Annotated in this window: 15 protein-coding genes; 4 read left to right on the plus strand and 11 right to left on the minus strand. The window is 42.9% G+C overall.

The window, feature by feature from the left end:
* Nucleotides 1-565 precede the first annotated feature (565 nt).
* From L7A31_RS04480 to L7A31_RS04490, 3 genes are all read left to right on the plus strand, one after another.
* Nucleotides 566-736 carry a hypothetical protein gene (locus tag L7A31_RS04480; RefSeq protein WP_237360302.1) on the plus strand — a complete coding sequence of 57 codons (171 nt, stop codon included), beginning with the start codon at nucleotides 566-568 and terminating at the stop codon, nucleotides 734-736.
* 34 nt (nucleotides 737-770) lie between these two features.
* The gene (locus L7A31_RS04485) at nucleotides 771-1,352 is read left to right on the plus strand and encodes a TetR/AcrR family transcriptional regulator (protein ID WP_237360303.1); all 582 of its coding nucleotides are present in this window, start codon (nucleotides 771-773) and stop codon (nucleotides 1,350-1,352) included.
* Nucleotides 1,353-1,626: 274 nt separating this feature from the next.
* Complete coding sequence (locus L7A31_RS04490; RefSeq protein WP_237360304.1) at nucleotides 1,627-2,565, plus strand: LysR family transcriptional regulator; 939 nt, start codon at nucleotides 1,627-1,629, stop codon at nucleotides 2,563-2,565.
* Between the two features lie 75 nt (nucleotides 2,566-2,640).
* Here the strand turns inward: L7A31_RS04490 and L7A31_RS04495 are convergent, their stop codons facing one another.
* Nucleotides 2,641-5,304 carry a heavy metal translocating P-type ATPase gene (locus L7A31_RS04495; protein ID WP_237360305.1) on the minus strand — a complete coding sequence of 888 codons (2,664 nt, stop codon included), beginning with the start codon at nucleotides 5,302-5,304 and terminating at the stop codon, nucleotides 2,641-2,643.
* 258 nt (nucleotides 5,305-5,562) lie between these two features.
* Here L7A31_RS04495 and L7A31_RS04500 point away from each other — a divergent pair, with 258 nt between their 5' ends.
* On the plus strand, nucleotides 5,563-5,796 hold the full coding sequence (locus L7A31_RS04500) for a hypothetical protein (protein ID WP_237360306.1): 234 nt from the start codon (nucleotides 5,563-5,565) through the stop codon (nucleotides 5,794-5,796).
* 77 nt (nucleotides 5,797-5,873) lie between these two features.
* Here the strand turns inward: L7A31_RS04500 and iolG are convergent, their stop codons facing one another.
* The 10 genes from iolG to iolD all read right to left on the minus strand — a co-directional run bounded on the left by iolG (nucleotide 5,874) and on the right by iolD (nucleotide 16,496).
* On the minus strand, nucleotides 5,874-6,857 hold the full coding sequence (iolG, locus tag L7A31_RS04505) for an inositol 2-dehydrogenase (protein WP_237360307.1): 984 nt from the start codon (nucleotides 6,855-6,857) through the stop codon (nucleotides 5,874-5,876).
* Nucleotides 6,858-6,902: 45 nt separating this feature from the next.
* Nucleotides 6,903-7,715, minus strand: a complete 813-nt coding sequence (gene iolB, locus L7A31_RS04510) for a 5-deoxy-glucuronate isomerase (protein WP_237360308.1) — start codon at nucleotides 7,713-7,715, stop codon at nucleotides 6,903-6,905.
* A 146-nt stretch (nucleotides 7,716-7,861) separates the two neighbouring features.
* The gene (locus L7A31_RS04515; protein ID WP_237360309.1) at nucleotides 7,862-8,746 is read right to left on the minus strand and encodes a DMT family transporter; all 885 of its coding nucleotides are present in this window, start codon (nucleotides 8,744-8,746) and stop codon (nucleotides 7,862-7,864) included.
* Nucleotides 8,747-8,756: 10 nt separating this feature from the next.
* Nucleotides 8,757-9,587, minus strand: a complete 831-nt coding sequence (locus L7A31_RS04520; RefSeq protein ID WP_237360310.1) for a sugar phosphate isomerase/epimerase family protein — start codon at nucleotides 9,585-9,587, stop codon at nucleotides 8,757-8,759.
* A 38-nt stretch (nucleotides 9,588-9,625) separates the two neighbouring features.
* The gene (locus tag L7A31_RS04525; RefSeq protein WP_237360311.1) at nucleotides 9,626-10,471 is read right to left on the minus strand and encodes a MurR/RpiR family transcriptional regulator; all 846 of its coding nucleotides are present in this window, start codon (nucleotides 10,469-10,471) and stop codon (nucleotides 9,626-9,628) included.
* A 77-nt stretch (nucleotides 10,472-10,548) separates the two neighbouring features.
* Nucleotides 10,549-11,376 carry a class II fructose-bisphosphate aldolase gene (locus tag L7A31_RS04530; RefSeq protein ID WP_237360312.1) on the minus strand — a complete coding sequence of 276 codons (828 nt, stop codon included), beginning with the start codon at nucleotides 11,374-11,376 and terminating at the stop codon, nucleotides 10,549-10,551.
* Nucleotides 11,377-11,386: 10 nt separating this feature from the next.
* Nucleotides 11,387-12,259 (minus strand): 5-deoxy-glucuronate isomerase, encoded by an 873-nt coding sequence (locus L7A31_RS04535; protein WP_237360313.1) that lies wholly within the window; start codon nucleotides 12,257-12,259, stop codon nucleotides 11,387-11,389.
* 100 nt (nucleotides 12,260-12,359) lie between these two features.
* Nucleotides 12,360-13,361: a 5-dehydro-2-deoxygluconokinase gene (gene iolC, locus L7A31_RS04540; RefSeq protein ID WP_237360314.1), complete on the minus strand. Its 1,002-nt coding sequence runs from the start codon at nucleotides 13,359-13,361 to the stop codon at nucleotides 12,360-12,362.
* A gap of 12 nt (nucleotides 13,362-13,373) precedes the next feature.
* A complete protein-coding gene (locus L7A31_RS04545) occupies nucleotides 13,374-14,549 on the minus strand; it encodes a Gfo/Idh/MocA family protein (RefSeq protein WP_237360315.1) in 1,176 nt (391 codons plus the stop codon).
* 75 nt (nucleotides 14,550-14,624) lie between these two features.
* Nucleotides 14,625-16,496: a 3D-(3,5/4)-trihydroxycyclohexane-1,2-dione acylhydrolase (decyclizing) gene (gene iolD, locus L7A31_RS04550; protein WP_237360316.1), complete on the minus strand. Its 1,872-nt coding sequence runs from the start codon at nucleotides 16,494-16,496 to the stop codon at nucleotides 14,625-14,627.
* Between the last annotated feature and the right edge of the window lie 5 nt (nucleotides 16,497-16,501).

Genomic DNA, 16,501 nt, shown 5'->3' on the forward strand with positions numbered 1-16,501 from the left:
ACGGTTACTTATATATTCATAGTGACAATAAATAAACATAACTCTTATCCAATACCCATTTAAATAGAAAAGTAATCAATAATATCAAATAGAAATTTTCATTCAGTGTCTAAGAGTATATCTTCACCACAAGGTCCGCCCTATACTTCTATTTATTCGACCACGGAAAACTTCAAGCCTAATACTGATGGTTATATGTTTATAACTTGTTCAACATCACATCATTATTAATAATTAAGTCAACTAATAGTTCTTATAACTAGATAGTCATCACATTTAGATTTATTAAACAAATCTCACTTAGCGAAACCCATAACCCACATGAATGAATTGTGCATAAATAGGAAAATCGACATGAAAATTCAGAAAATTGCTAATTCAATTATCAACCCTTTATGGTCTATGACTATATCAAACTACATGTTTCAAACTGGGAAAAATCATATTGAAACATGTAGTTATATTGGACACTGCTATCGATACAGGCAAGTGAATAAAAAACAACCTAACTCATAAATGTTTTCAATACATCATTCTAACTATATTAATCAACAAAGAGAAAACAATGACAAATTTAAGTTGGGAGATGGCCATTGCAATGTATATGGCCCATCTCAATATGACAAGAGAAGAGGCTAAAGCTGCTCTTGGCATTAATAAAAATAATCAAGGAGACGACAAATTAAGTAACAAAAGCATGGAAAATGAAGTTAATAGTCAAGAACTAAAAGTATAGTTCTTTGAACAATAGAGTTCGGGCATTAAATATCATGAAAAACAGTACAACTCACGTAGGTCGCCCAAAGGCTGGAGAGCGTGACGTATATTCAACAATAATTGACACGACAAAACGACTAGTTACAGAAACAGAAACACCATTGAAAGGTATTACCACTAGCTCGATTTCAACAAATGCTGGAGTCAGTCGTTCTCTGATACGTTACTATTTCGGTAGCAAGGATGCTTTAATGGAGACAGTGATAGAAGAGCTAGTCTCGGCGTTTTTTAACAAATTGAGCGATGTTATATCAGGTGTAAGTCATCAATATTTAATTGATGATATCGGGGGCATATTCCTTGATGGAATGAAAAACCCTAACATCACCAGCTTTTTTTCAAAAATTTCGTCTCTACAAGAGAATGATAAGGCTAGAGTATTCTTCAACAAAGTAATTGTTGAATACACTAATAGGTTTCATTCTTCAATTTCTGGTCACTTCGAAAGTTCGGTAAAATTTAGCAAACGTGAAAATGAAAAATTGCTGATTCTATCGATAGTTAGTTTGATGATGCAACCTACTAGTTTCTCATCGAGAATATACCCAGAGTTAAAACAACCTAGTCGAAAATAATACAACCATTTGAATATAAATGAACTGGCAATACTTAGCTGAATCAATGGTTCATATATTAATGAGTAATCGAGATTTTGCCGACGGTTATACAGGCGCCCACTTTAATTGGGCTTATTTATTGATATGAATTAACCTTTTTGTCACTTTATATTGACATAACCAACAATTAAGGCAACTATACGGTATCAACTATAAGCAACTTGTTGGTACAACTAGAAATATATTATTTTTAATATTCCTAGTGGCTTTAAATTTAAGTTGAGATTGAGCGATGAGTTCTTCCAAGATATTGTCTTGTATAGGGAATACTAGCATCAATCATATACGTTACTTCGTAAGCGTTTATGAATTAGGGAGCATATCAAAAGCTGCAAAAGAATGCAGCGTATCACAGCCAGCAGTTTCGAAAGGTATAAAAACCTTAGAGAGTCAGCTTGGTATCAATTTATTTTATCGAGATACTAAAGCCTGCCTACCCACAGAGCCTGCAAAGCAGCTCTATCCTAAATTTCTCGAAATATGTTCTTCATCACTTTCTATCAGTAATCTGCTACGTGCCATCAGCAGCGGTGATTATGGTGAAATAAAGATTGGCCTTGGTAAATTAGTTGGACCATTAGGCAGTCGGCTAATTACAAGTATTATAAAAAACAAATTTCAAAACCTTAAGATCAGCGTGATTCAGGATACGCCTTCCAATCTTCAACGAAGCTTACTACAACACAATCTCGATTTTTTCATATGTCATAGTGAAGCATTTGGCTCTGTTAATAATGTCGACCAAATAAGAAAAAAACCTTTGATGAATGTAAAGCTAACAGCAGTTGCATCACCGAGCGCAGAGTTTTTAAAAAACATAGATGATATTGTCGATTACCCTTGGGCTTTTCCGAATCTTGAGGTAGTGAGCACTTCAAAAAACAACTTTTACAATACTTACTACAAGCGCATTCAAGCGAACAATACGATCCTTTATGAGATAGATGACATTGACGCTAGAATTCGTTTAGCCTTGTCAGGTCAAGCTGCGACTGTATGCCCAACGCTTTCTGTCGCTAGTTACTTAAAAACAGGTGCACTGATTAAACTCCCTGTTGAAATCGACGATTATCAAGTTTGTGTATATCACCATAGCCATAGAGCACTTTCCAATAAGTCACAATATATCGTTGACTCAATGAAAGAATTTTTTAGCCTAGTAAATAATTAGCCTTGAGCGAATTAGACTCTTAGAACGAATAAATCCGCTCCAAAATGGAGCGGATTTTAATATTGAGAATATCAACTAGCTGCGTTTGCTTGCTTTGAACCTACGTAAGCGGTTCGCGTTGGTCACTACAGTGAATGAAGAGAACGCCATCGCACCACCAGCAACAATCGGGCTAAGCAATATCCCCCATACTGGATAAAGTACACCTGCCGCCAATGGGATACCTAAGCCGTTGTAAATGAATGCAAAGAATAGGTTTTCCTTGATATTTCTTAGCGTTGCTCTAGATAGCTCCACAGCATCTGCCAGCCCATGTAAAGACGCTCTCATCAAGGCAATATCAGCCGACTCAATTGCTACGTCTGTACCAGATCCAACAGCAAATCCAACATCTGCTTTGGCTAGTGCAGGGGCATCATTGATGCCATCACCAGTCATGCCCACTTGTAGTCCTTGCTGTTGAAGTTCTTCAATCAGCTCCGCCTTGGTTTCTGGTAGGCATTCTGCTCTGAAATCATCTAAATTAACTTGTTTTGCTACAGCAGCTGCTGTTTTAGGATTATCGCCCGTTGCCATGATGACTTTCAGGCCCATCTTATGTAGGCGACGTATTGCATCTGCAGAGTCTTCACGAATCGCATCTGCCACGACGACCAAACCGGCAAGCACACCATCAATAGCTAGATACATTGGCGTTTTGCCCTGCTCAGCAAAGCCATCGATTTGAGTTGCCACTGAAGTTATGTCGATATTGTTGCGCGCCATCAACTTGTGGTTACCCATCGCTATCACTTTATCGCCCAATTTGCCTTCTATACCAAAGCCAGATATCGCTTCAAATTCAGAACTAACTTCTAGGTCAAGATTCTTAGATTTCGCTGACTCAACAATAGCCTCTGCTAACGGATGCTCTGATGATTGTTCTATACTACCTGCCAATCGAAGAAGTTCATCTTCTTGGTAACCGTTTAGAGCCACTACATCCGTTACACTCGGTTTACCTTCTGTCACAGTACCTGTTTTATCTACGATGATGACATCTAGTTTGCTGGCTTTTTGTAGAGACTCGCCATTTCGCACTAAGAGTCCCAGTTCTGCTGCTTTACCGACACCTGTGATAATAGACAGTGGCGTCGCCAATCCTAACGCACAAGGGCAAGCAATAATAACAACGGTAGTAAATACAATCAGTGCATGTGTCAGTGCTGGTGCCGGGCCAATGAAATACCAGATTAACGCCGAGATTATCGCCACCGCAACAACGAATGGTACAAACACTGCTGAAATTTTGTCGGCCAATTGTGCGATAGGCAGTTTGGTGTTTTGCGCACTTTTCACAAGGCGGATGATATTAGCTAATGCCGTATCTGCACCCACTTTTTCTGCTACGAAAATCAAACTGCCATTTTTGTTAATTGTACCTGCTGAAAGTAAATCATCTTTTTCCTTAGTCACGGGAATTGGCTCACCAGTCAACATAGACTCATCCACTGCAGAAGACCCTTCAACTACTCGACCGTCGACGGACACTTTATCTCCGGGGCGCAGGCGGATCATATCCCCTACTTTGACTTCTTCAATTGGTAAATCTATCTCTTGCCCATCACGAATAACGCGGGCTGTTTTAGGCTGTAAACCAATTAACTTTTTAACTGCTTCACTGGTTTTCCCCCTTGCTCTTAGTCCTAAGCCATGTCCCAAGTTAATTAAACCGACGATAAAGGTTGCCGCCTCAAAATATACGTAGCGACCTGCTTCTGGGAACACATGCGGGAACAACACCACAGCCATACTGTATATCCAAGCGGTACTGATACCCATTGCTACTAAGGTATCCATACTAGTGCTGCCATGCTTTAAGTTCGCCCAAGCTCCCTTATAAAAGTGACCACCGGGCCCAATCAAAATGCCAAGTACCAGTACGCCAATTACCCCCCAAATCCATTGCTGAGTCGGGGTATTGATTGCAGTGTCGCCAACAAGATCCCAGATCATCAGAGGCACACCTAGAGCTAGAGACAAACCAGCTCCCCACATCATGTGTTTATATTGTTTGCGCTCCGCTTCAGCTTTTCTTTTTTCCCTTTGTTCATCCACAAGCAATTTTTTTCCCGGATAACCTATTTCTTTCAAAGCCTGCTGCATGTCAGATTCTAATGCCGTACCCTTTACCGTTACTGATTTGTCAGCAAGGCTTGCCTCCGCACTCACCACGCCAGACACAGAATTTAGCGCCTTTTCTATTTTGCCAACGCAGCTTGCGCAGTTCATGTTGTCAATTTCAAAAGTCACTTCATTTGCAATGGTGACAACTGTTTTGCCGGGATAGCCAACATCAGTCAACGCTTGAAGCAAGTCAGCTTCTGACGCACTGCCGTTAACGGTTGCTGTTTTGTCTGCTAAGCTGACAAACGCACTCGTCACGCCGGGAACCGCTTTTAATGCTGTCTCTATTTTGTTCACGCAGCTTGCGCAACTCATGCTTTCTATGTCAAACACTAACTCATTAGAAGTCGTTATTGCGCTTTGGCCTGGATAACCAGAGGCTTGTAATGCTTCCAATATTGATTGTTCTGAAGCCCTACCTTCAACCGTCACAGCTTTATCAACTAAGTTCGCCACCGCTTTACTAACGCCAGGCAGAGCATTCAACGCTTTTTCTATTTTGTTGACGCAACTCGCGCAGTTCATGTTCTCGATGTCAAACGTCTGAGCTGGTCCTAAGTTATCGTTTTTCATTGGAGCACCCATGATTTTCACCTTCAATTCAGTTGGTATGAGTACATCCTAAACCTTACCCTTCGGTTAAGGTCAAGGTAAATACCTAAATAAATTTTGAGGTTCCTGTTTGTTGACTCTCCCCTAGGGGAAGGCTCTAACGTACTAGATATTAGCCTTCATTGACGACAAACGTTAGGCGTTGTCAGTAACAGTTGGCTGAGAACATTTTTGTGTAATCGACATCAATAACAAGGCATCTACAAGAAGGAAACTATTATGAACCTGAAAAAATTCAGCCACGTAATTATTATTGTCGCTCTCGTTGCTGTAGCAGGATACCTATTCAATTACGGCAGCTTATTTGCTGGAGCACTAGCTGGAGCTTTCCTTCTACCTTTGCTCTTTTGCCTACTCATGGTGTTTTTTATGGTTGGAATGAGTAATAAAACGGAAAAGAAAAGCGACGGAATTAGAGAGGAGAAAGAGAATAACAAGAACTTTCAGCCTTAAAATGGCAAATATGAAAATAAGCCCCCTTATATAAGAGAGCTTATTTAACATACGCTTAGAAGGCTCTATTAAAACAACTATAGATCAATGCATCGACCTGTTTTCAGTGACACAATTGCGCTGTCAGCGAGTTGCAGAGCTATTTCACCATCATAACCAGAGCACGATGGAGATTGGCCGTTAAGCACATCTACAAAATGCTGCCACTCAACTTGATAGGCATCTTTATACCTTTCTAAGAAAAAGTGCATTGGTTTCGCAGTTTCCGTTCCAGTGTCAGTCATACTGACAATGTGATTCTCATTCTTATTCATTGCTTGAAGCGCACCGAGTTCACCATGCAATTCGATTCGTTGATCGTATCCGTACCCAGATTGACGACTATTTTGAATCGTCGCGATTGCACCAGATGGAAAACGCATTACGATCACGCCAGTATCTATATCTCCTGCTTGACCAATTTCTGGGTCAATCAAGCAACTTCCCGTCGCATAAATGGAAACAGGATCTTCCCCCAATATAAATCGCGCCATATCAAGATCGTGTATCGACATGTCTCTAAACATTCCCCCTGAGACATTCACATACTGCGCACTAGGTGGCTCAGGATCGCGGGAGATAATCGATAGGGTGGACGCCTTACCTATTTTGCCTTGCTCAAATTGGCGCTTTAATTCAACAAACTGAGGATCAAACCTTCTATTAAAACCCACCAGCAAAGGTGCTTGATGGTTCGATACAACTGCCAAACAATCACGAACTCGACTTAAATCTAAATCAATCGGCTTTTCACAAAAGATTGCTTTACCCGCATTTGCCGCCAGTTCAATCATGTCCGCATGCGTATTCGTGGCTGAGCAGATACATATGCCATCAATGGTTTCATCTTGCATGACTTGCTCGACGCTCTGACGCTGCGCACCATACTTATTGCATACAATCTCGGCATTGGCGTCATACGGCTCGACAACTGAAGCTAAACATGTGTTAGGGTGATTTGCGATATTTTCTGCATGAACTTGGCCAATTCGCCCAGCTCCAATTAGCGCTATTTTGAACATTCTACAATCCTTGATATCGAGTAACGTGGTTTGGGTTTGCTAGAGTTATTTATATTCTTCGGTGTTAATCCATGAGTGGTCTTGTTCCCAAGTAAACTGCCACTTTCGATTTGGGCCAGCCATGACATTTAAGTAATAACTGTTATAGCCCGCTAGCGTAGCAACTGGATGATAACCTTTTGGCACCATAACAACGTCTTTGTCATACACCGCCATACTTTCATCTAGTTCTCTATCATCGGTATACACGCGTTGGAAACAAAAGCCTTGCGGTGGGCTAATGCGATGATAATACGTTTCTTCCAAATAGGTTTCTGTACCTTCAATAGCTTCATCGTGCTTGTGGCTTGGATAGGAGCTACTGCAGCCTTCATCGGTATAAACCTCAACGACCAAAAGGCTATCGGCGGGCTTGTTGTCTGGCAAAATGTTATGCACAAACCTTTGATTCTTACCTTGGCCACGATGCTCGGCATCGATATCAGTAGGAGTAATAAGCCGAGTTGGAAAGTTATTTTTCCCTGGCGCTTCGCAGACAGCCAGTTCAAGATCCGTATTAGCAACCACTTTTACATTCTCGTGTGGTGCTATATAAACGGCATATGGTTTCTTTTTCTCGAAAGGAGACATCCTGTCACCGATGTTCTCAAACACTTCATTTTTTGTAGAAATCGTCGCTTTACCGGAAACGAGCACGAGGCAAAGTTCGTTTTCGTTAGCAGGCAACTCCGCTGACTTACCTGCAGCTAATTCCAGAAGTTTAAAACCAACATATTTCCAGCCAGCGATACTTGGTGAAATGGATTGTTTCACTGTATCACTGCTGTTTTTTGGGTATTTTGATAACAAGTCTGACATAGAACCCTCCCACCAATATGAAATTTAATTTTCACAAAGTTACTACTTTGAAATTTTTATTTCATTATCTATTTGATCGATAATTTCAAGAACGTGCAACAGGTAACAGTTCTATGTTTGCTATGAAATGGATTAAACCAGAAAACTTAGTTGTGTACTGGTTGGCTCCGCCGTGTATGACTTCCTATTAGGTATATAATCAACGACATCATAATCAAACCACAGCCAAAAACCTTACTGAGTGGCATTGGCTCATCGTATAAAATCACACTTAGCACCACTGTCCACACAGGTTCTAGCAACATAATCAGCGCAGCTTTCGCCGTTGTTGTGTACTTTTGCCCAGTTGTTTGTAGAAAATACCGAAGTGCAGTAGCGACGGTTGCGCTGAGAATCAGCCATCCCCATATGTCCGGTGTCACTGTACTAGGGAATGTTTCTAAGCTGAGTGACAAACCAATACCCACTACTCCTGTGATAAATAGTTGGATACATGCCAGCGGCAACACAGGTAAACGTTGGGAAAACAAGCTATTGAAATTGAAGTGTAAGGCAAGAAATAAAGCCGCCAAGATAAACCAAAGTTGATTGCTCGAAGCTCCCCAACTCCCACCCGATGATAATAAAGCCAAACCTGCCACTGCAATAGGCATGGAAAACCAAAATGTTAACGAAGGTGGGCGCTTGAATAGTCCCCAACCGACCAAAGGCGTTAACAGCATGGAGAGGCTGACTATAAACGCTCCCTCACCTAAATCGTTACTCATGGAGATCGCATACACCCAACAATTCAAAGCTGCGCCAAGAAACACGCCAACTAGTGAACAAGATAAAATATCTCGCCATTCAATCGCCAAGATTTGTCTATAGCAAAAACACCCAAGGCACATTGCCCCTAACAAGAATCTTAAACCAATAAAACCGAACGGCGGCAAACCTTGGATTGCTTGCTTAGAGAAGATCCAACCTGCCGAAGCTATCATTGTTGTCACAACGAGGATTGCGCCTGCATTTTGCCGTGACAACTTCATACTTTGCTCCTTACGCTTCGACGAGTCGCTTCATTTCGTTCAATATCTTGCTAGCTAGTTCGAAATAATCGCCTTCCCAAAGTTGATCATTCAAAAACTCACCAGAATAATAACCGTCATAACCAGTCGACCGAATAGCATTTACAAACTCACTCAACGGAATATCACCTTCACCGGGCAAATAGCCTCGTAATTCGCGTTCATCTGGCCATGGCTGACTTAAACCCGGTCTCTTTCCATCAGAGATATGTACATTAAAGATCAACTCTTTATCGACTTCGCCAATTTGCTCAGGGCTTGCGCCACGGCATGCCCACAGATGCCACGTGTCGAGTACAAAGCCAAAATTATCTCTTGCCACAGAGTCATAAAGTCGAAAATACGATTCTAGGCTCGAAATTGGTGTCCAAGCCGCACCTTCATATTGGAAGCGAATACCAAAATCTTTACCTATATCTGCAATCGACCTTATATTGTCGGCAGTGATTTGGATGTTGCTTGCCAAGCTTAACCCATTCAATTCCTCAAAAGCATTAAGTTGAATTGTCGGAGCACCGATATTCTGAGCAAACTCACACAAGATTTCTGTTTGCTTCCACAGCTCTGATTGCTGAGACTTTTGAGTCGCTTCGACTCCTCCTATGATGTCGATAGCGCTTGGAGACATACCATGTTTCTCAAGCTTTGCCTTTAGATCTTGAGCAGTAAACCCAGCGTCGATGAAACGCCAAAGCTTCTCTGTATGGACTTCTAAACCTTGATATCCAACTTCACTTGCAAGACGAATATCAGTCATAACATTGCTGTGCAATGAGCACATACCATGCATTGCATACGGCATAATGTTTCCTTGTCGTGGGACTAAAATTAGAAAGGGGGTTATTTAATTTCTCGGCACATCAAGCTGACAGCCAATGTTTGAGCTAGGTACATAGAACAACTGAGAGATCGAAACCCCATCACTTCCCCTTCATTGACCTCGAAACAAACTTCATATTTGCTGCCATTGTCTGTCAACTGGTTATCGGTAATCGCGACAATAGGGACCTGTTTCAAATAAGCCTGTTCAACCAATGCGCTTGTCTCTGCAGCATAGGGGTTAAAGGTCACACAAAGCAGCACATCATTTTTGTTCATGCGCCTAGTTACGGGTTTAAGCATGCCCCCATGATCATCAACCAGTACGACATTGTTGTCTGACTTCATCAACGCGTACCAAAGATAAAAGGCTACTGGATACGCTCTTCGCATACCTTGTATATATATCGTTTCGGCTTTGTCGAGCAGGGACACAGCCTTTTCAAGTTTCTGCTCGGACACATCAACTTGTAGTTGCTCCATCGCTTCAATATTTGCATGACCATAATCGTGAAAAATTGCCGCAGGAGACTCTGAATCAAGTAGATCGTTTTCTCTAGCCTGGCGAACGCGCTCTTTGTAGTCTCTGGGACGGTTTAAGTATTGCTCACGAAACAATGCTTGCATTTGACTAAAACCTGAGAAACCCATTGCATTAGAAAAGCGACTTAATGTAGATAGAGGAACATTAGCTTGCTCAGCAATAGTGGCCATTGTTTCAACCGCTACTAACATTGGCTGAGCCATAACAAAGTCAGCGACTTGCTGCAAACGAACACTTAGACGGTCGTATTCTTTAACCACTTGTTCACGCAGCGTGTCCAAATCTGCGGGAGCCAAGTCTATTTGGTTACTGTCTACTGCCATGACTCACTTGTCCTCTAAGTACTTAAAATAAATAATAACTTCACACATTCTAACTGAAGTTACGCTAACTAAAACAGTTACGCCAACAATTCAAAATTGCGTACAGCTTCTTTTTGCACGTCAGGCATCACTTTTTGCATAAAGTAGATGCGGTCGAACTTATCTGCTTCAGCATTCATTGTATTGCGTAACCCGTTACCAAACGCCTGTCGTAAACACGTACCGATATTAAATTTCGCCACTCGACTTTGCTTTAGCTTCTTAATATCTACCTCTTTAATCCCCGTTGTGCCATGAATAACCAAGGGTATCGTGTTTTGACCCGCAATCTGATCCAATAAGCCGAAGTCAATGTCACAAGTAGGTGTTTGCAAACGATGGATGTTACCTATTGATACTGCAACACAATCCGCTTCACTCTCTTCTGAAAACCTTAGAACTTCTTCTGGCGAGCTAAAGATTGATTTAATGTGATCTCTACCTTCAGTATACGGCACTGAGCCCACTTCACCTTCGATTGATGCTCCTAGTGCATGAGCTACACGAGCTACTTGACGAGTTCGCGCAATATTTTCTTCTATCGGCAACTGGGAACCATCAAACATCACTGAGCTAAATCCGGCTTTGAGCGCTTGGAATACAATCTTTTCTTCATAGGTATGGTCAAGGTGTAAAACAACAGGGACAGTACTTTTCTTGGCTAAATTGAGAAACATTGACGCCGCCGTTTCCACACCATAAAAGTCAACCACATCTTTATTGCACGCCAAAATCACCGCACGATCCATTTGCTCTGCAGCATCAACAACGGCTCTAGCATCTTCATAACCAAACACGTTAAAACATGGGACAGCTGAACTACTTTTTGCTGCCTCTGGCAACAAATCATTTAGATTTACTAGCATTTGGTCATCCTTACTTAAATTTCGATATCATATCTTTGATGCCGGGAATGGTATGAACTTGGTGCTCATGGTGTGGGTCAAAATGCTGAATGAGTGATTTCGACGTTTTCCCTACGATAATCGTAAAGTAATACATCTCATAACCCGGAGCAGCCACACTCGGGTGATACCCCTTATCGATCGCAATGACAGAGCCGGTTTTAACGTGATAAACCGGGCCATGATCATCTTCATGCTCATATAAAAACTGCGCGCCAAAACCAAAATCTGGGTTGAAACGGAATTGGTACACTTCTTCATACAGTGTTTCTTTGCTTCCATCGGCTTTTACACGATCTTCATCGTGCTTATGCGGCGGGAAACCCGACCAACCACCAGCGCCAACGGTAAACAATTCACTCACTAATAAACGCCCACGTTGATCTGCATTTTTCTGCCCAAGAACATGTTTAATTTTACGGTGTGTTTTGGTGTCATCGGAGCCGTATTGAACCGTATCTACGTCGTCACCTCGGACACAAAATGGTTCAAGCACCTCATCAAATCGACCACCAGCGATCATGATATCTGCTTTGTCGCTAACGCACTCAATTGTCGCTTGCATAGAAACCGGTACGTACACAGATTCAGAGTTGCCGTCCCACACATTTGCGCGCTGGCCGATATTGTCAAAAGTTGAGCTATTACCAGACTGATCCTGCACAGAGATACTACATGTACCGCCTGCTAGAACAATTGCTGTTTCATAGTTTTCCAGTGAATAGGTATACGTTTCACCTTGTGCCAATCTCACGTGATTGAAATAGCACAGAGGTGTTGTATCGTCGTCAATATCAATAATTGCTTTGTTCTGATTATCAAATGGTGAAATGTGTTTTCCCATTGTTAGACCTCATATGTTGTGTCAACAAAAGAGAAATGCCGAGCTAAAAAATGCACCCTACGACCGTCATCCAATGACTAACTCGGCAAAACTTTTAATATTATTTCGTGTATCTAGAGCCTGCTGACTCCATAAAATCAAATAGCTGTTCTTTGGTCGGCATCGCTTCAGTGCAGCTAGTACCACTCACATTTATAGCCGCAGCAGCCGAACCACGTTTAACCGCTTCTGTAAGCTCACCTCCATGTGTGAGAGTCCATATCACAGCGCCTGCAAATGAATCTCCTGAACCAAATGGTTTCTTAGCGTCAACCTTAAATATCCCTTGTTCAAAGCGACTCCCATCAGCGCAATAGACTTTAGAACCAAGCTCGCCCGCCTTAATAATCACTATCTGGGTGTTTCCCGTTAAGAAACGTGCAGCGGTTAAGTTATCGTCAGAGTTATTCGGAGCTACGACCGTCTCCATCATGTCGAACTCTTCACGATTTCCGATCACGACATCTGAAAGAGAGGCCGCGAGCCCATAGTAGACCGAGGCATCAACATCATTTCGCCAAGAGTATGGCCGATAATCAATATCCAAAATGACCTGTGTTTTTGCGCGACGGGCATGCTGCATCGCTAATAGCGTCGCTTCCCTACTCGGACTTTGCGCAAGAGCCGTTCCCGTGACTACCAAAGTTTTTGCCTTGGCAATATACTCTGGATCTACCTCTTCAGGTTTAATCAGCAAATCTGACGCATTGTTTCGATATATCAATACATCACAATCCGAAGGTTTTATTTCGGTAAAAGCGACAGATGTTCTTGAGCCCGAATCGTCAATTTTCATACCATCAAGGTTGATGCCTTGAGACTGCATATAGCTTGTGACGTAATCACCGAATGTGTCATTAGAAACACAACCAATAAAGCCAACTTGTCCACCGAGTTTGCTCACCGCAACAGCAATATTCGCTGCAGAGCCGCCAACAAATTTGTTGAATCCAGATACATCTTGAATATCCGTGTTGTGCTCCATGGCATATAAATCTACGCCCGCACGCCCAAGCACTATCGCGTCATATTCTCTGCCCGATTCAAAATGAATATGTGTCATCTCGCTTCCTTGCTATTTGTAGTCAACCCATGCAGCATTTTGATCTGTAGATTCAACGCACTTCTCGCATAAGCGAACACCTTCAATACCTGCATTAACGTCTGGATACCAAAGGTTCGCCAACGCTTCTTGGTCATCGTTGTCTGCGGCTTGAAAAGCCAGCGCAAAGCGGTGATATAGGTTTGCCCAAGATTCGAAATAACCTTCAGCATGACCGCCACCAATACGGTTGGAGGCAACGCCATCTACGTCGTTGTATAGGTAGCCCATGCCTCTATCCAACACTCTTGGTGCTTCACCTTGCACTTCATACTTCAATTGGTTTGGATGTTCGTCCCACCATTCGATGGAAGCTTTTTCTCCAACAATTCGGATTTTTTGTTGATGCATCGCACCAGCATTGACTGCAGATGCCCACAATGTTCCGACTGCGCCTGATTCAAACTCCATCATCACGTGAGCGTTATCTTCTAGTGGTGCGCGCGATTCAATAAAGCTCTGGCGCATACAAGATAAGCGCTTCACCTCAAGACCTGTGATCAACTCGCACAGATAAAACGCATGTGTTCCTACATCACCTAACACATAAGTTGGGCCCGACACTTCTGGACTGACACGCCATTTAAGTCCCGGGTCATTTTTTTCGTGCTCGATATTGTGAAAACCATGCGCAAAAGTCATATTCACAACACGGATGTCACCGAGATCGCCACGCTTGACCATTTCTCGAGCTTGTTGAACCATCGGAAAGCCTGTGTAACCGTACATCACACCCAACACACGGTTCTTCTCTATAGAAAGGGCTTTGAGCTCCTCTGCCTGCTCTGTTGTGAAAGTGATTGGCTTTTCACAAATAACATGGATATTGGCTTCGAGAGCCGCTTTACAGATCTCATAATGAGTCGAATTTGGCGTCGCAATAGATACCGCCTGAATGCCGTCTTCTCTTTGCGATTCCTTTGTAAACATCTCTTGGTAATTGGAATAACAGCGATCTTCTGATACCCCTACGTTCGTGCCAAATTCTTTACAGCGCTGAGCATCAAGATCGAATGCGCCCGCAACCAGCTGAAATAAGTTATCTCTTTGTGCTGCACTTCGGTGCGAATAACCAATCTGGCTACCACGGCCACCACCGACCATTGCCCAGCGAATAGGTTGCTCAAAACGACGTTCTTCATTAAACATACATGACCTCATCAGGCTTTAATGCCTACTTAAGCTTCAATTAATCTACATTATTAGGGTCGACCAACTTTGGCGTTATACACCCCGACGCTGGTTTGAACGCCCTTCTTCCCATTGCGCTACCACAGCTGCAGTGTCGTCATCTCGCGTTACTTCTGGTAAACCAACTTCCCACCAGCAATCGCATTTCGACCAAGTTGCCGGAGACACCGGATCTATGTCCACGACAATGACGTAAGTTCTGTCTGCTTCTTTGGCCCGCTGGAAAGCGGCATCAAATTCATCAATCGATGCAAGTTTTTCGCTTATCGCTCCTTGAGCTTCCGCATGTTTGGCAAAGTCAACACGAGCCACTTCACCATCAGGTCGACGACAATCTTCGAGTAAGTTATTGAAAGACTCGTTGCCAGTATTGGTTTGCAGCTTATTGATCACGGCAAAACCCGCATTATCACAAACGACAACAATCATCTTGTGACCAGTGAGAACAGAAGAGTAGATATCCGAGTTTTGAATAAGGTAAGAGCCATCGCCGACTAAAGTAATCACATCGTGATCAGGATTAGCAATTTTTGCACCCCAACCTCCTGCAATCTCATACCCCATGCAAGAAAAACCAAACTCAATGTCAAACTTACCGATTTGATAGTTCTGCCAGTTCATCGCAAGCTCTGCAGGTAAACCACCCGCTGCAGTCAAGACTGTATCTCCCGGCTGCATTGCTTTGTTAAGCTTGCCAATAACTTCAGCATAAGAAGACATTCCTGGTAGCAAGTCACCTTGTTTTGGATGTGTGCGTTTATGCACGAGTTGTTTCCACTCGTCAGCTTTCACCTTAGCCATATTGCTCCAGTCGGAACTTGCAGACCAACCCTCAAGCAGCACTGACAATTTACGCATGCCTTGGCGCGCATCGCACTTAACGGGCACTGCTCGATGTTTAATCGCATCAAAGCGAGCTACGTTCATCGCAATCAGCTTCATATCTTCGTTACGAAATACGCTCCACGACCCTGTCGTAAAGTCTTGCAAACGCGTACCGATAGCCAAAACTACATCTGCCTCTGCTGCCATATAATTTGCTGAATCCGATCCCGTTACACCAATTGGGCCGGCGTTAAGCGGGTTGTCTTGCAGCATAGTGGCTCTGCCTGCAATCGTTTCGACGACTGGAATATTGTGCTTGCTTGCAAACTCTGCCAACTCATCGGTTGCCAGTGAATAGTGAACACCACCACCCGATACAATGAGAGGCTTTTTCGCATTTAACAGTACTGCTTTCGCATCCTCTAGATCGGCTAACTCAGGTTCTGGGCGACGGATACGATGCACTTTCTCTTCAAAGAAAACTTCTGGGTAATCGTACGCAAAGCCTTGAACATCCTGAGGAAGGCCAATAAATGCTGGGCCACAAGTCTCAGGATCGAGCATGGTATCGATGGCTTGTGGCAAGGTTTGCATAAGCTGAGATGGAGAAACGATTCTATCCCAGTAACGTGTGAGAGGCTTAAATGCGTCGTTACAGGTAATAGATGGGTCATAAAAGTTCTCAGGCTGCTGCAAAACAGGATCTGGCAGGCGACTAGCATATGAGTCACCAGAGATAAGCAGTACAGGTAGACGATTGGTATGAGCAATACCTGCAGCTGTCACCATGTTGGTTGCACCCGGGCCAATCGAACTCGTCGCAATCCCTATTCTACGGCGTTGATTCGCTTTCGCATAAGCAATGGCAGCCGTTGCCATTGATTGTTCATTCTGGCCACGCCAAGTTGGGATTTTGTCTTCAATATTTTTAAGCTGTTGGCCAAAACACGTTACATTGCCGTGGCCAAATATTGCGAAAGCGCAACCAAACAGTTGCTCTACTCGACCATCAATTTCGATTTTCTGCGCTGCTAAATACTTAGCCAATGCTTCAGCAACAGTAAGACGTATCGTTTTCATGTCTA

Source organism: Vibrio marisflavi CECT 7928, from assembly GCF_921294215.1.
Taxonomy (GTDB): domain Bacteria; phylum Pseudomonadota; class Gammaproteobacteria; order Enterobacterales; family Vibrionaceae; genus Vibrio; species Vibrio marisflavi.

Coding starts and splice junctions, on each gene's coding strand:
- iolC (WP_237360314.1), bottom strand. CDS start 13,361: ATGACACATATTCATTTTGAATCGGGCAGAGAATATGACGCGATAGTG.
- L7A31_RS04485 (WP_237360303.1), top strand. CDS start 771: ATGAAAAACAGTACAACTCACGTAGGTCGCCCAAAGGCTGGAGAGCGT.
- L7A31_RS04515 (WP_237360309.1), bottom strand. CDS start 8,746: ATGAAGTTGTCACGGCAAAATGCAGGCGCAATCCTCGTTGTGACAACA.
- L7A31_RS04530 (WP_237360312.1), bottom strand. CDS start 11,376: ATGCTAGTAAATCTAAATGATTTGTTGCCAGAGGCAGCAAAAAGTAGT.
- L7A31_RS04545 (WP_237360315.1), bottom strand. CDS start 14,549: ATGTTTAATGAAGAACGTCGTTTTGAGCAACCTATTCGCTGGGCAATG.
- L7A31_RS04495 (WP_237360305.1), bottom strand. CDS start 5,304: ATGAAAAACGATAACTTAGGACCAGCTCAGACGTTTGACATCGAGAAC.
- iolG (WP_237360307.1), bottom strand. CDS start 6,857: ATGTTCAAAATAGCGCTAATTGGAGCTGGGCGAATTGGCCAAGTTCAT.
- iolD (WP_237360316.1), bottom strand. CDS start 16,496: ATGAAAACGATACGTCTTACTGTTGCTGAAGCATTGGCTAAGTATTTA.
- L7A31_RS04525 (WP_237360311.1), bottom strand. CDS start 10,471: ATGGCAGTAGACAGTAACCAAATAGACTTGGCTCCCGCAGATTTGGAC.
- L7A31_RS04535 (WP_237360313.1), bottom strand. CDS start 12,259: ATGGGAAAACACATTTCACCATTTGATAATCAGAACAAAGCAATTATT.
- L7A31_RS04480 (WP_237360302.1), top strand. CDS start 566: ATGACAAATTTAAGTTGGGAGATGGCCATTGCAATGTATATGGCCCAT.
- L7A31_RS04520 (WP_237360310.1), bottom strand. CDS start 9,587: ATGCCGTATGCAATGCATGGTATGTGCTCATTGCACAGCAATGTTATG.
- L7A31_RS04500 (WP_237360306.1), top strand. CDS start 5,563: ATGAACCTGAAAAAATTCAGCCACGTAATTATTATTGTCGCTCTCGTT.
- iolB (WP_237360308.1), bottom strand. CDS start 7,715: ATGTCAGACTTGTTATCAAAATACCCAAAAAACAGCAGTGATACAGTG.
- L7A31_RS04490 (WP_237360304.1), top strand. CDS start 1,627: ATGAGTTCTTCCAAGATATTGTCTTGTATAGGGAATACTAGCATCAAT.